A 13,961-nucleotide genomic window follows, 5' to 3' on the forward strand; every position below is an offset into this window, starting at 1 on the left:
GTGTGGAGCAGGACAAGATGGACTCACAATCGGTGGCTGGGGCTCCATGCTGGGTAACCCTGCTCTCGCGTGAGCTGTCCGCCTCTCAGGCCTTCTACGGTGACGTCCTGGGCTGGACCTACCGGCCGGCGGGGCTGGGGGACGACTTCTGTGTCGCGCTGACCGACGGGCTGCCCGTCGCGGGCATCGGGGCGCTGGCCGGTTCGCTGCAGGTCGCCGTCTCCTGGACGCCGTACTTCGCCGTCGCCGATGTGGACGAGGCCGCGGCCCGGATCAGGGAACGGGGCGCCACGGTGGCGGTGGGTCCGCTGGCCTTCCAGTCGGGCCGTGCCGCGCTGGCCACCGACCCCGACGGGGCGGCGTTCGGCATCTGGGAAGGCGCCGTGCGCACCGACTGGACGGTGGGACGCGGCAGCGCGCCGGCCTGGCTGGAGCTGCGCACCCGCGACATGGCCAACGCGGCCCGGTTCTACAGCCAGGTCCTCGGCTGGGCGCCGGAGGCCGAGGGCCGCTTCACGCTCGCACACGAAGGCGATCACGCGGTGCTGCGGCAGGACGACCAGGTGGTCGCCAAGATCCGGGGCGGCGCCGTACAGGCCACGCCCGACCCGCAGATCCGGCCGCGGTGGCACGTCTACTTCCGGGTGCCCGAGGTGTCCGATTCCGTCGCGGCGGCGCTCAAGGCCGATGGCGCGCTCGTCACCTCCTCCGACGGGACAACGCCCGATCCGCGGGAGGCGACGCTGCGCGATCCGGACGGTGCTCTGTTCACCGTCACGTCGGGCTGAACCACCCCGCCGCGACGAGACCCGGGCCGTAGCGGCCCGGGTCTCGTCGCGTAGTGGCCCGGGTCGTGGTGGCAGGGGTCAGGCCGTGCGCACCGGGGGGACGCCCTCGACCTCGAAGACGACCTGGTCCTCGTAGCACCACCACCAGCCCTCGCCGGGCTCGTAGGAGCGGATCAGCGGATGCCCGGACGCGCCGTAGTGCGCCGTCGCGTGTTTGTTCTTGGACGAGTCGCAGCAGCCGATGTGCCCGCAGCCCTGGCACTCCCGCAGATGCACCCAGCTGTCTCCGAGGGCGACGCACTCCGGGCAGCTGTCCTTGCTGTCCGCGGTCACCGGCCCGACCTCCGCGAGGTGACTGCAGATGATCCCGCCCAGCCGCTCTTCGTTGTTCGTCATGTCGCTGCCACCCGTCCGACCCCGCGGGTCATCGAGTCACTCGCCCTCTCACCGTACGACCCGTCCCGTGCCGCCGCCACCGCCGACAGGGCTGCCGGGGAGCTCGCCGGGTCGCGTGCGCGCCGAGGGCGGTCAGCCGCCGAGCCGCGCGCCCCGCGTGACCCGCGCGGTCCGTCGGCGCAGTGTGGCGGCGAACTCCTCGGCCCGTGCCAGCTGGGTCCGCAGGTCGGCCATCCGGTCGGCGGTGGCCCGTTCGAAGACGCCCACGCGCGCCAGCAGTTCGTCCCGCTCGTCCGCGTCCGGCGGTTCGTCGGCGTCGAGCCGGTCCGTGGCCGCGAGCAGGGTGCGCATCTCGTCCAGCGAGAATCCGAGTGGTTTCATCCGCCGGATGACCATCAGCCGGGCCACATCCGACTCGGTGTAGAGGCGGAAGCCGCCCTGCGAGCGGGCGGAGGGGGTGACGAGCCCGGTCTCCTCGTAGTGCCGGATGGTGCGCAGAGACATGTCGGTGCGTGCGGACACCTCACCGATTCGCATGTGCTGGGAGTTCACGCCTGGGGTCCTGACCCTTCCGCTCCGTGCCCGCGGCGCCGCTGCGGGCCGCCGATCTCTACCCTGACGTTAGAGTCGGTTCGCCCGGAGCCGGGGCAGCCGCGCCGCACGGCCGTCCGTATGGCCCGGGGCGGTGCCCGCCGTCAGGGTCTGTACACCTTCCCCGGCTCCGCCACTCCCGGCGCCATCAGCTGGGGGACCGTGACGAACGTGTAGCCGCGCTTCTTCAGCTCATCGATGATTCCGGGGACGGCGGGCACGGTGCCGGCGTAGATGTCGTGCAGCAGGATGATGCCGTCGCGGTCCGCCTGGTCGAGGACGCGCTTCTTGATGAGGGCCGAGTCCGTCGTCGAGTAGTCCTTCGCGGTGGCGCTCCACAAGATCTGTGCGAGGCCGAGGTCGCGGCTCACTTCCGCAACCTGGTCGTCGGTACGGCCCTGTGGCGGACGCATCAGCGTGGGCTTGCGGCCGGTGATCTTCTCGATGGCGTTCTGCGTGCGGGAGAGTTCCTCGCGTACCTCGTCGGCGTCCCGCTCCGTCAGGATCTGGTGGGTCCAGGTGTGGTTGGCCACCTCATGTCCCTCCGCCGCCATCCGGCGGACGAGGTCGGGGTGTTTGACCACATGGTTCTTGCCGAGCAGGAAGAAGGTCGCGGGCACCTTCTTCTCCTTGAGTATGTCCAGCAGCCGGGGCGTGTCCTTGGCCGGCCCTGCGTCGAAGGTGAGGGCTATACAGCGCTCCTTACCGCAGTCGACCGCGCCCCTCTCCCCCTTCGCGTCGTCCGAGGGGTGGCTCCTGGCGTCACGGGGCGAGGTGGTGTCGTACGACGTACAGCCGCTCAGCGCCAGGCTCCATGACGCGACCGCCACCAGAGCGGCGGCCGTCCGGCGCCGGACCGTCGATATCTTCCATGGCATGACACATCCCTCTTCCGACGGGTGAGCCACCGCCGCGAGGGCCGCACAGGGGCAGCACGGAGCCCGGCGCGGGGCGTGTGTGGGAGCCGGCGGGCACACGGGCGCCGCCGGTGAGAGCGGCACAGGGTCGGTCGGCCGCTATGCCACGCGGATCAGTGGCCCGGACAGGGCATGGCCGCATGGCATAACCCGCACTATACACACGACGTATACACGGCGTGTATAGCGGCTCGGACGAAGCCGCCTGGAGCCAAACCCGCAGCTCATCAATGTCATCGGGCCCACCGGCCCGGCTCCCCGTTATCCCGCCGCCACTCCGCGGCTCGATGCCGACCCGGTGACCGGTGCCGGCGGGGGAACCGTCACCCCGCGCGGCACTGGTCGTCGGACACGTGGCCGACAGCGACATTCGGGAACATTCGCCCGTCGCACACCGTTGAAGGGTGTGAGGGTGTGGATGGAACTGTGTCCCCGGGCCCCACATAAGAATTGCCTGTGGGGAAGATCGTTAGGCTGAAGCCCCACGGAGCCTACCGCCGCGAGGCGACCGCCATCCGCACCCTTCCTCAACGGCCCCGATCGGCGCCCCCCGTCCGGTCGGGGTCTCTTGCCGCGCCCTACGCCATGCTCAGCCACACACAGCTGTCCCCGGGCATGGTCACGCCGTCCGCCGTACGGTCCAGCGGCGCGCTGCTCAGCAGTACGGTCGCCCCGGCCGGCAGCGGGAGCGCCGCCGCACCGGTGTTGACCAGGCAGCGGAAGCCGTCGGACCGGTCGAAGCACACCGTCCCCGGACCGGTCTCCACCCAGGACAGCGTCTCCGGGAGACCGGTCAGCCGCGCCCGGCGCAGGGCCAGGGCCGCACGGTAGAGCGTGAGGAAGGACTCGGGATCGCCCTCCTGGGCGTCGGCCGTCAGCGAGGCCCAGTCGCCCGGCTGCGGAAGCCAGGGATCCGCCGTGGCACCGTCGGGTGAGAAGCCGAGCGAGTCGCTGCCGCCGCGCCACGGGAGCGGGATACGGCATCCGTCCCGGCCCCGGTCCGCTCCCCCGGAGCGTACGAAGGTCGGGTCCTGGAGCAGCTCGTCGGGAAGGTCCTGCACTTCCGGCAGTCCCAGTTCGTCGCCCTGGTAGACGTAGACCCCGCCGGGCAGCGCCATGGTCAACAGCGCGGCGGCCCGCGCCCGGCGGCGGCCCAGGGCCCGGTCGCTCGGGTCGGTCAGGCGCTTGTCACCCATGTCGAAGGAGGTGTCCTCGCGGCCGTAGCGGGTGACGTGCCGGATGGTGTCGTGGTTGGAGAGCACCCAGGTGGGGGGCGCTCCGACCGGACCGTGCGCGGCGAGGGTCGAGTCGATGACGCCGCGCAGGGCGGTGGCGTCCCAGGCGCAGCACAGGAAGTCGAAGTTGAAGGCCGAGTGCAGCTCGTCGGGGCGCAGATAGCGGGCGAACTGTTCGGCCGTGGGCAGCCACACCTCCCCGACGAAGATCCGGTCGCCGTCGTAGCCGTCGAGGATCTTGCGCCAGGAGCGGTAGATGTCGTGGACGTCGTCGCAGTCCTGGTACGGCAGGTCGGTGACGTCGGGGGCGTGGCCGACGTCGGGCAGCCCCGCCTTCTTTGCCAGGCCGTGGGCGACGTCGATACGGAAGCCGTCGACCCCGCGCCGCAGCCAGAAGTGCAGGATGTCCTCGAACTCGGCCCGTACCTCCGGGTGTTCCCAGTTCAGATCGGGCTGCTGAGGCGCGAACATGTGCAGGTACCAGGGCCCTGGCGTGCCGTCCGCCTCGGTGATCCGGGTCCAGGCGCGGCCGCCGAAGTACGACTGCCAGTCGTTGGGCGGCTCGTTTCCGTCCTCGCCGCGGCCCGGCACGAACCAGAAGCGCTCACGGGCCGGTGAGCCGGGGCCTGCCGCCACTGCCTCCTGGAACCAGATGTGCTGATCGGAGCAGTGGTTCGGGACCAGGTCGACCAGTACCCGCAGACCGTGGTCGTGTGCCTCCGCGATGAGCCGCTCGGCCTCGGCGAGGGTGCCGAAGAGGGGGTCGATGTCCCGGTAGTCGGCGACGTCGTAACCGCCGTCGGCCATCGGGGAGGTGTTCCAGGGGGTGAACCACAGGGCGTCGACGCCCAGTTCCCGCAGATAGGGCAGCCGGTCCCGGACGCCGGCCAGGTCTCCCATGCCGTCGCCGTTGCCGTCCGCGAAGCTGCGTACGTAGATCTGGTAGATCGCGGCATGCCGCCACCAGTGGGTCACAGGAGCTCCTTGCTCGATGGGTGGTGCGGGCCCGTCCGTGCGGGCCCGCACCGAGGCGCGCGTGGGGGTGGCTACCAGCCGCTGTTGCCCGCGCCGCGCGTGATGGTGAAGCCGCCGGTGCTGCTGAGGCCGCCGGAGGCCGCGCCGGTGACCGTGACACCGGAGAAGGTGCCTGAGCCGCCGGAGATGATCTCGATGCCGTAGGCGCCGGTGTTCTGGATCTTGATGTTCTTCAGCGTCAGATTGCTGATCGTCTTCTGGTACGAGAGCAGGACGCCGCTGTAGGTGCTGTCGAGGATGTCGATGTCCTGGACGAGGACCGGGGCGGTGATGTCGGAGGAGTCGGCGTAGATCCAGAGCGCGCCGAACTTGCTCTGCCAGTTGGGCTCGAACCCGCCCGTGCGCTGGAGGGTGTTGCGCTGGACCGAGGTCGTGCCGCTGAACGGAACGGGCGCGAAGCGGCTGCTGATCGCGATGCCCGCAGAGGCGGTGACCGTGTCGGCGAGGATGTTGTCCTCGACCCGGTTGGCGTTGCCGCCGTAGATGCCGACGGTGTTGGCGAGCAGAGGGACCTGGACGGTGTTGAAGCGGAAGGCGCTGTTGCTGACCGCCTGGCCCTCGGAGAACATCGCCAGACCGTCGTCGCCGGTGTTGCGGATGCTGGAGTTCCACAGCTCGGTGTTGGCGGTGCCCTTGTGGAGGTTGACCCCGTCAGCGAAGGTGTCGCGGATGCGCAGGCCGCTCGCGTACAGGCCGTTGGTGGGGGCGTCGATCCAGAGGCCGACCTTGGTGTGCTCGATCCAGATGTTCTGGAACGTCGACCCGTTGCCGAAGTCACCCTCGATCGCCGCGTCGAAGTTGGCGTCGTCGCGGTAGCTGACATCGCCCGCGATGGTCAGGTCCTGGACGGTGCTGGTGCCGCCCCGGCCGAAGAGTCCGCCCTTGCCGTTGCTGCCGCGCAGGACGGTGGACCACTCGCCGGCGCCGCGCAGCGCGATCCCGGTGAGGTTGACGTGTGCCGAGATGTTGTACGTACCGGCGGGCAGCCACAGCCCCTTGCCCTGCGACTTCACGGTGGAGACGGCCGAGTTGAGGGCGGCGGTGTCGTCGCTGCCGTCGTTGGCGGTGACGCCCAGGGTGGTGGCGGAGACGAAGCCGGTGGCCGGCATGGCCAGGGCGGCCGGTGCGGTCTCCGTCTCGACGAGGTCCAGGGTGTACGAGGCGGCGGTGTCGCCCGCGTCCTTCTGGAACTTCAGTACGGTGCCGGCCGGGAAGCTCCCGATCGTCGCGCGGGCCTCGTCGAAGAAGTGGTGGCCCGAGCCCTGGGATGGATCGTTGGTGTACGGATACGCGCCGTACACCCAGCTGTACTTGGACGTCAGATCGAGATCACGGACATGGCTGGCGCCCGCGTAGACACTCAGGGTGGCGGCGGGCGTGTTGTCGGGCACCGAGTAGCGCAGGGTGAGCGCGTTGGCGGGCTTCGTCAGGGTGAACTGGACGTACTCGCCGGTCTGGTCGAGGACGACGGCCTTGCGGCCCGAGGCCTCGGAGGGAACGGTGAGGTAGGTGCGGTCGGGGCCGATGGTGGAGGCGTTGGTGGAGCCGCTCTCCGCTTCGTACGCCGTGTACGGGACGGTCGCGCCGCGCGAGCTGTTCGCGGACGAGCCGGTGACCGTGATGCCGTCCAGCTGCAGATTGCCGTTGTCGCCCGGCTCGGTGCGCAGGGTCAGGGTGTTGAGCCGGTCGCGCAGCGGCGCGTCGGTGGAGACGGACTTCCAGGCGCCCGCGGTGGCGGGCAGCGAGAGCTGGCGGACCTTGGTGCCGTTGGCGGTGAGGCTGATGGTGGCGGCGGCGCTGTCGGGGGTCCGGTAGCGCACGACCACCGGATAGGTCGCGGCGGACGGCGCGTTGACGGAGAACACGGAGCGGGCGCCCGCGGTGGTGAAGCCGGTGAGGTAGCCGCTGCCGTCATAGCCGGTGGCGCTGGTCGCGACGGCGGCGCCGCCGGAGAAGTAGCCGCTCTCGGCCTGATGGGTGAGGGTGGAGGGCGGCGGGTCCGTGGTGCCCGTGGGGGTGGTGGGCGTGATGTTGTCGAGGTTGATGTTGCCGCTGTCGGCGGTGGTGAAGGTCAGGGCGACGCTGTTGGCGCCCTGCTGGTAGGTGAGCGGCTCGTCGCGCGTGGTCCAGGTGGACCAGTTGGCGGTGGCCGGGAGGCTGATCTGACGGACCTTGGCCCCGTTGACGTACAGGCTGAGCGTCATGGTGGCCGTGGTGCCGTTCGCGTACCGGATCGCGACGGATCCGGCGCCGGCCGCCGCCGAGCGGACGGTGAACGAGGTGGAGGCGCGGCCCTTGTTGCCGTCGGTGTAGCCGCCGACGAATCCGCTGCCGGTGTAGCCGGGGTGCTCGGTGGAGACGGCCGCGCCGCCGGAGAGCGCCGCCGACTCCGCTTCGAGCGTGGCGTCGGCGGCGTGGGCGGACGCGGCCAGCGGCCCGTACAGCAGGGCGCACAGCAGGGACAGGAGCAGAGCCGGGATCAGTCGTAGGGATGGCGGTCGCGTTCTCGGTGCAGATGACACGACGGTGTGTCCTTCCATGAGGGGCATGAGGGGGGAGGCGGGATCCGGGGGCGGGGATCAGCCTTTGAGGCTGCCCGCCGTGAGTCCCGCGATGATGCTGCGCTGGAAGATCAGGAAGAGGACGAGGAGCGGGATGCTGGCCATGACCATGCCCGCGAGCAGCTGGTTGGCGGGCATGTCCAGGGACAGCCGGTTGAGCGCCACGGTGATCGGTTGTTTCGCCGGGTCGGGCAGGACGAGCATCGGCCAGAGGAAGTCCTTCCAGACCCCCACGACCGCGAAGATGGAGACCACGGCGAGCACCGGGCGGGAGAGCGGCAGCACGACGGAGACCAGGACCCGGAGTGTGCCCGCGCCGTCGATGCGCGCGGAGTCCAGGAGTTCGGCGGGGATCTGGTCGAAGAACCGCTTCAGAATGAAGATGTTGAAGGCGTTGGCGCAGGCGGGGAGCCAGACCGCCCAGGGCGTGTTGATGAGATTGAGATGGACCAGCGGGACATCGACGACGGTCAGATAGGTGGGCACGAGCAGCGCCGAGACCGGCAGCATGAGGGTCGCCAGCATCATGCCGAGGACCACGTTCCCCAGCGCCGGGCGCAGCTTCGAGAGCGCGTAGGCGGCGGCGACGTCCACCACCAGCTGGAACAGCCAGGCGCCGGCGGCGAGCACGAAGGTGTTGAGGAAGTACTGACCGAGTCCGACGTTCGTCCAGGCCTCGGTATAGCTCTCCGGATGCCAGGTCTGCGGCAGGAGGCCGGGGTCCGGGTCGGCCAGCTCGGCGGACGACTTCAGCGCGCCGGTCGCCATCCAGTAGAGGGGGAAGACAAAGGCGAGGGTGAATCCGGTCAGCGTCGCGGTGAGGACGAAGCGGTGGAGGAACCTGCCGGTGCGGCGGTTCATCTCGGTCGGCGCTATCAGGGTGCGTACGGCGGTCTCGGCGGCCATGGGAGGTTCCTTTCAGCCCTTGATGCGGGTCAGCCCTTGGTGCGGGTCAGGCGTAGATAGACGCCCGCGAAGAGACCCAGCACCACGAAGAGCAGCGTGCTCATGGCGCTGGCCAGGCCGAAGTCGTTGTAGACGAACGCGTAGCGGTAGAGCAGCAGCAGGACGGTGACGGTGGCGTCGTCGGGACCGCCGCCGGTGAGCACGAACGGCTCGACGAAGACCTGCATCGTGCCGATGATCTGGAGCAGCAGCGTGATCATCAGGATGAAGCGCATCTGCGGGACGGTGACGTGCCACAGGCGCTGCCGGATCGACGCCCCGTCGAGTTCGGCGGCCTCGTACAGCTCGCCGGGGATACCGCTGAGCGCGGCGAGGTAGATCAGCGTGGTGGTGCCCATGTTGGCCCAGGTCGATACCAGGACCAGGGAGACCATCGCCAGGTTCTCGGACTCCAGCCACTGCTGGGCGGGGAGGTGGAAGACCTCCAGGACGCTGTTGAAGAGCCCCGGTCCCGGATCGTAGAACCAGCGCCACAGGAGCATGGTGACGACCGGGGGCAGCATCACCGGCAGATAGACGGTCATCCGGAGATACGCCGTGCCGTGGCGCAGCTCGTTCAGGACGACGGCGGTGGCGAAGGGCGCGGCGAACCCGAAGACGAGCGCGAGCAGCGTGAACCAGCCGGTGTTCTGCCAGGCGGTGACGAACAGCGGGTCTTCGAAGAGCCGTTGGAAGTTGTCGAGGCCCACCCACCGGGCGGGTTCCGCGAAGGTGACCTGCTGGAAGCCCAGCAGCACGCCGCGCACGATGGGGTACCAGGCGAAGAGCGCGAAGCAGACGAGGCCGGCGGCCAGGAAGAGATACGCGACCAGGTTCTCGCGGATACGGCGTGACCTGCGGCCGGGCGCGGCGGGTGCGGTCGTCTTCCGGGGTGTCCCCTTACGGGGCGCCGTGCTCCGGGGCTTCATGGTCCCGGGCGTCTCGCTCTCCGTGTCCGCCGCCGGGGCGGACGCGTCGCGTGCGGGGGTCAGCGGGTGGGCCGTCATGGTGAACTCGATTCCTGCGGGCCGGTGCGGGGGTCCGGATGGGGGGCCGGCGGGCGGGGCTGTGCTCCGCCGGCCCCGGCCGGGTCGGTCAGCTCACCTGACCGTCGCGAGGATGGTGTCGGCCTTCTTCGCGGCGGTCGCGAGAAGCTCGTCGAGGTCCGCGTCCTTCTTCGTCAGCACGGCCTGCATGACGCCGTCCAGAACGGTGTAGAGCTGCTGGGCGTTCGGCGGCTCGACCTTCACCGCGACCTCCGGGCTGCGGTCGACGAACGGCTTGTAGTTCTGCTGCGGCACATTGGCGTACTTGGCGTGGATGGCGTCGTTCTTGGCCTGCGCCGCGCCGCCGAAGAGGTTCGGCTGCGGCAGGCCGACCGGGACGCCGAGGCCGGAGAACTTCTTGACGTTCTTCTCCTCGCGGTCCGGGTTGAGGTACTTCCACTGGATCCACTGAAGACCGGCCTTGATCTTCTCCGGCGAGGCCTTGGGGTTGAACATGAAGCCGTCGCCGCCGCCGAGGGTCGCGGTGCCGGGCAGCGCGGCGAGACCGTACTCGTCGTACTCCCGCTCGAACTGCTTGACGATGGTGGGGATGTTGTCCGGGCCGGCCATGTACATCCCGAGCTTGCCCGCGCCCATCATCTTCTGGACGTCGCCGATCTCCAGCAGTTGGCGGGTTCCCATGCTGTTGTCGGTCCAGCGCATGTCGTGCAGCGCCTGCAGCGCCTTACGGCCGGCGTCGCTGTTGAACGCGGCCTTCCATGTGCCGTCCTGCTGCGTCGCGACCTCGCCGCCCATGGAGTAGATCCACGAGGTGAGGTGCCAGCCGCCCTGGTTGTTCTTGCTGTAGTCGGCGTAGCCGACGGTGCCGTCGCCGAGTCCGCTGATCTTCTTGGCGGCCGTACGCACCTCGTCCCAGGTGGCCGGCGGCCGGTCCGGGTCGAGCCCGGCCTTCTTGAACAGCTCCCGGTTGTAGAGCAGACCGAGCGAGTAGTTGCCGGTCGGCAGACCGTAGATCTTGCCGTCGGCGCCCTTGAAGACGTCCTGCAGCTCGGGGCGGACGTCCTGGAGGTACGGCACGCCCTTCAGGTACGGGGTGATGTCGGCGGCCTGGTGACGCTGGATCAGACCGGCCGGGTCGGTGAAGTAGACGTAGAAGACGTCCTCCAGCTGGCCGCCGGCCAGCTTCGCCGCGAAGGTCTTCGGATCCATCTGGCCCTCACGGGCATCGATCTTGATCTTCGGATGGCTCGCCTCGAACTCCTTGACGAGGTCCTCGAAGTCCTTGCGGTCGGCCGGCTGGGTCTTCGTGGGCATGCCGTTGACGCTGATGGTCACCACGCCGTCCTTGCCCACCCCCGAGGGCTCCGCCGGACTGCCGCAGGCGGCGAGACCGAGGGACAGCGCGGTGGCCACGGCCAGGCCGAGCGCTTGACGTCTTGCTATGCCAACCATGGGGATCCCATGCCTTCCTGACAACGACAGCAGACGCCTCGCCCGGTCGCGGGCAGCGAGGTCTGCAAACGGTTTGCGTGAGACGTGCGACGGGCTGGTGCCCTGCGTCGTCTCAACGGCGCTGACAGTAAAAGTTCCCGCCGCAAGAAGTCAATGACTCTGCGCAAGAACTTAATCTCTGACGCTTGCGCCCGTAACACACCGTCACAGAACCGGAGACGGCCGGGGCTTCGCCCACCGTGGTCGCGGACAGCGAAGAGGGGCCCGGCGGACGGCCGGGCCCCTCAGTGGCGGCCGGCGGCGGCGAGCGCCGCCGCCGGTGTCGTCAATCGCGCCCGGGACGGGCCGGGGGCGCCGTTGAGCTGCGCACAATCAGTTCGGTGTCGAACAGCATCAGCTCCCCCACCGTCGCGTGCCCCTTCATCTGGGAGGTCAGCGAGGCGACCGCGGCGGCGGCCATCGCCTGGACCGGCTGGCGGGCCGTGGTCAGCGGCGGGTCGGTCGCCACCATGTACAGGGAGTCGTCGAATCCCACGACGGACAGGTCCTGCGGCACGCGCAGCCCCTGGCGGCGGGCGGCCCTGATCGCGCCGAGAGCCAGCGCGTCGCTCGCGCAGACCACCGCCGTGACCCCCGCGGCCAGCAGCCGGGGAAGCGCCGTCGCGCCACCTTCCATCGAGAACAGCCCGTGCGCGACCAGCCTGCGCCAGTCCCCCTCCAGGCCGTTCCCGCGACCGTAGAAGGCCTGATAGCCGGCGAGTTTGCGGGCCGAGGGGACATGGCCGACCGGGCCCAGGATCATGCCGATCCGCTCATGGCCCAGCGACGCGAGATGACCCAGCACCTGCTCCGCCGAGGCCGCGTCGTCGATCGACACCTGGGCGACACCCAAGTTCTCGTCCGCCGCGTTGACCAGCACGATCGGCACCTGGCGCTCGCGCAGGGCCCGGCCCTGCTCCGGTCCCGCGTCCGCGTAACTGGCCCCGACGAAGATGATCCCGCCGATGTTCTGCTTGAGGATCATGTCGATGTAGTGCGCCTCCGAGACCCCGTCGGCCGTCCGCGTACAGAGCACCGGGATGAGACCGCGCTTGTTCAGCAGCCCCGCCAGCGCTTCCGCGAACGCGGGGAAGATCGGATTTTGCAGGTCGGGCACCACGAGCCCGACCAAGGCGGCCCGCTCCCGCTGCAACTGGCGCGGCCGCTCGAAACCGCAGACATCCATGGCGGTCAGCACCGCGTCGCGGGTCGCGGGCGCCACATCCGTCGCCCCGTTGAGCACCCGTCGCGCTGTTGTCTCGCTGACGCCGGCGAACTCGGCCACCTGAGAGAGTCTTTTCTTCACACCACCAACCTACCAACCGACCACGCAAAAAATGAAGATCAGTTACGCAAATTGCAGACATTCCTTGGCGGGCACCCGGAACACCGGCCGGCTGAGAGAGTCTTCGGGGGACAGGCCGGACAGGGACAGACGGACAGGGACAGGGCCCGCGCGGCGGAGAGGCGACGGCGGCACCGACGATGGCAGCTGAAGAAGAGACGGAACGGTCAGGCGGCTTCCGGGCGGCGACCGGCGACGGTCCGGTGTCCGGTGTGACGGCGCGGGCGCGGGCCGCGGAGGTCCGGGTCGCGTTCGAAGGGCTGCTGCAGATCCGCCGTCTGACGAACACCGGGGCCGGTGATCCGGCGACCGTTCCGGCGCAGTGGGAGCGGCAGCGACCGGTACGGGCCGTCGCGCTCGCGCTGGAGGCGTCCGGCCTGGCGCCGTCGGCCACGGACGAGGCCGGGCAGCGGACGGCCACCGGCTTCCGCGTACGTCCCGGTGAGCGGGCCGGAGCCGTACACGTGGAGTGGCTCGGCCCGCACGGCAGCGGAGCCGCCCAGGACGAGGAACGCGCGCTGACCGGGTGCGCGGCCGCACTGGAGCGCCTGGGCTGGGAAGCGCTCCTGTACCGCGGCCCCCGGCGACGGCGCTTCCTGGAGGTCGAACCGGCCCCTGAGTGAACGCCTCCGCCGGCCCCCTGGAGAACGCTACGCACCGCTGGACACCCGGATCGCACTCCCCTGTGAAGCGAGTCCGTCCTCCCCGCGGGGTCAGGCGGGGAGCGGGCGGGCCAGCTCTGTGAGCGCGTCCGTGTGCCGGGGCTTCCAGCCGAGTTCGCGGCGGGCGCGGGCTCCGGTCATCCGCTGGTCGAGCGCGAAGGCTTCAGCGATCGGGCCCATCCGGTCGGCCGCCTGAGCCGGCGTCAGCGGTTCCGTACGGCCGGGGCAGCCCGCGGAGTGGCCGATGGCCTCCACGATCCCGGCCAGGGTGGGGTGTTCCTCGCTGACGCCGGCGTACTGCGATCCGGCGGCCGCGTCCAGGGCCAGGACATACAGCTCGGCGATGTCCTCGACATGGACGACCGCCCAGTGATTGCCGCCGTCGCCGATCAGAGGCACCGCCCCGGTCTCCCGCGCCGGGCCGGCGAAGTACATCTCGACGAGCCCGCCGCCGTCGCCGTACACCACGCCCGGCATCACGATCACCGGGTGCGCCCCGGTGGCCGCGCGCGCGAGGATGTGCTTCTCGGTGGCGAGCCGCCACGCGGTGACCGCCGGCGGGTTCTTCGGCGCGTCCTCGTCGACTACGCCGTCCGTGTCCCCGTACACCCAGACCCCGCCGGTGTGTACGTACGGCCCGCCGCCCACGCCGTCCAGCAGGGCGTCGGCGGCCATGCGGTCGGCGGCCGCCGTCCCCTCCGAATAGTCCACGCCGAGGTGGATCGCGCCGTCCGCGCGGGATGCCGCCTCACGCAGGACCTCGGTGTCGGTGAGCGTGCCGCGTACGGGCTCCGCGCCCAGCCGGGAGAGGGTCTCGGCGGACCGGTCGCTGCGGGCCAGAGCGGTGACGGTGATACCGCGCCCGAGCAGCGCCGCGACGGTGTGGCGGCCGACATAGCCGGAGCCGCCCGTGACGAAGACCTTGGTGACTGGCATAGCTGCCTCCTGAAGCCGGGCGCGGAGTGTGGTGACTCCTCCAGCTTCACCC

General features: G+C 70.2%; 12 protein-coding genes. 2 read left to right on the plus strand and 10 right to left on the minus strand.

Annotated elements, in window-relative coordinates; genetic code table 11:
• Nucleotides 1–17: 17 nt before the first annotated feature.
• Nucleotides 18–788, plus strand: a complete 771-nt coding sequence (locus tag ACZ6MZ_RS11595) for a VOC family protein (RefSeq protein WP_384192513.1) — start codon at nucleotides 18–20, stop codon at nucleotides 786–788.
• Between the two features lie 78 nt (nucleotides 789–866).
• On the opposite strand, the gene ACZ6MZ_RS11600 is transcribed toward ACZ6MZ_RS11595, so the two are convergent.
• From ACZ6MZ_RS11600 to ACZ6MZ_RS11640, 9 genes are all read right to left on the minus strand, one after another.
• Nucleotides 867–1,184: a UBP-type zinc finger domain-containing protein gene (locus tag ACZ6MZ_RS11600; protein WP_384337162.1), complete on the minus strand. Its 318-nt coding sequence runs from the start codon at nucleotides 1,182–1,184 to the stop codon at nucleotides 867–869.
• 132 nt (nucleotides 1,185–1,316) lie between these two features.
• A complete protein-coding gene (locus ACZ6MZ_RS11605; protein WP_384190273.1) occupies nucleotides 1,317–1,736 on the minus strand; it encodes a MerR family transcriptional regulator in 420 nt (139 codons plus the stop codon).
• Nucleotides 1,737–1,879: 143 nt separating this feature from the next.
• The gene (locus ACZ6MZ_RS11610; RefSeq protein ID WP_469351297.1) at nucleotides 1,880–2,653 is read right to left on the minus strand and encodes a polysaccharide deacetylase family protein; all 774 of its coding nucleotides are present in this window, start codon (nucleotides 2,651–2,653) and stop codon (nucleotides 1,880–1,882) included.
• A 617-nt stretch (nucleotides 2,654–3,270) separates the two neighbouring features.
• Nucleotides 3,271–4,902 (minus strand): glycoside hydrolase family 13 protein, encoded by a 1,632-nt coding sequence (locus ACZ6MZ_RS11615; RefSeq protein ID WP_469351300.1) that lies wholly within the window; start codon nucleotides 4,900–4,902, stop codon nucleotides 3,271–3,273.
• A 71-nt stretch (nucleotides 4,903–4,973) separates the two neighbouring features.
• Nucleotides 4,974–7,484: a CBM35 domain-containing protein gene (locus ACZ6MZ_RS11620; protein WP_469351302.1), complete on the minus strand. Its 2,511-nt coding sequence runs from the start codon at nucleotides 7,482–7,484 to the stop codon at nucleotides 4,974–4,976.
• A 57-nt stretch (nucleotides 7,485–7,541) separates the two neighbouring features.
• Nucleotides 7,542–8,429 (minus strand): carbohydrate ABC transporter permease, encoded by an 888-nt coding sequence (locus tag ACZ6MZ_RS11625; protein ID WP_389792681.1) that lies wholly within the window; start codon nucleotides 8,427–8,429, stop codon nucleotides 7,542–7,544.
• 29 nt (nucleotides 8,430–8,458) lie between these two features.
• Nucleotides 8,459–9,397, minus strand: coding sequence for a carbohydrate ABC transporter permease (locus ACZ6MZ_RS11630; protein ID WP_469351777.1), 939 nt, complete (start codon nucleotides 9,395–9,397; stop codon nucleotides 8,459–8,461).
• A gap of 171 nt (nucleotides 9,398–9,568) precedes the next feature.
• A complete protein-coding gene (locus tag ACZ6MZ_RS11635) occupies nucleotides 9,569–10,927 on the minus strand; it encodes an ABC transporter substrate-binding protein (protein ID WP_469351304.1) in 1,359 nt (452 codons plus the stop codon).
• A gap of 325 nt (nucleotides 10,928–11,252) precedes the next feature.
• The gene (locus tag ACZ6MZ_RS11640) at nucleotides 11,253–12,272 is read right to left on the minus strand and encodes a LacI family DNA-binding transcriptional regulator (RefSeq protein WP_384190289.1); all 1,020 of its coding nucleotides are present in this window, start codon (nucleotides 12,270–12,272) and stop codon (nucleotides 11,253–11,255) included.
• A 179-nt stretch (nucleotides 12,273–12,451) separates the two neighbouring features.
• Between ACZ6MZ_RS11640 and ACZ6MZ_RS11645 the strand changes: the two genes are divergently transcribed.
• Nucleotides 12,452–12,934 carry a hypothetical protein gene (locus ACZ6MZ_RS11645; protein ID WP_469351306.1) on the plus strand — a complete coding sequence of 161 codons (483 nt, stop codon included), beginning with the start codon at nucleotides 12,452–12,454 and terminating at the stop codon, nucleotides 12,932–12,934.
• 90 nt (nucleotides 12,935–13,024) lie between these two features.
• Here the strand turns inward: ACZ6MZ_RS11645 and ACZ6MZ_RS11650 are convergent, their stop codons facing one another.
• The gene (locus ACZ6MZ_RS11650) at nucleotides 13,025–13,909 is read right to left on the minus strand and encodes an NAD-dependent epimerase/dehydratase family protein (protein WP_469351308.1); all 885 of its coding nucleotides are present in this window, start codon (nucleotides 13,907–13,909) and stop codon (nucleotides 13,025–13,027) included.
• Nucleotides 13,910–13,961: the final 52 nt, after the last annotated feature.

Source organism: Streptomyces sp. NPDC042201 (assembly GCF_055582185.1).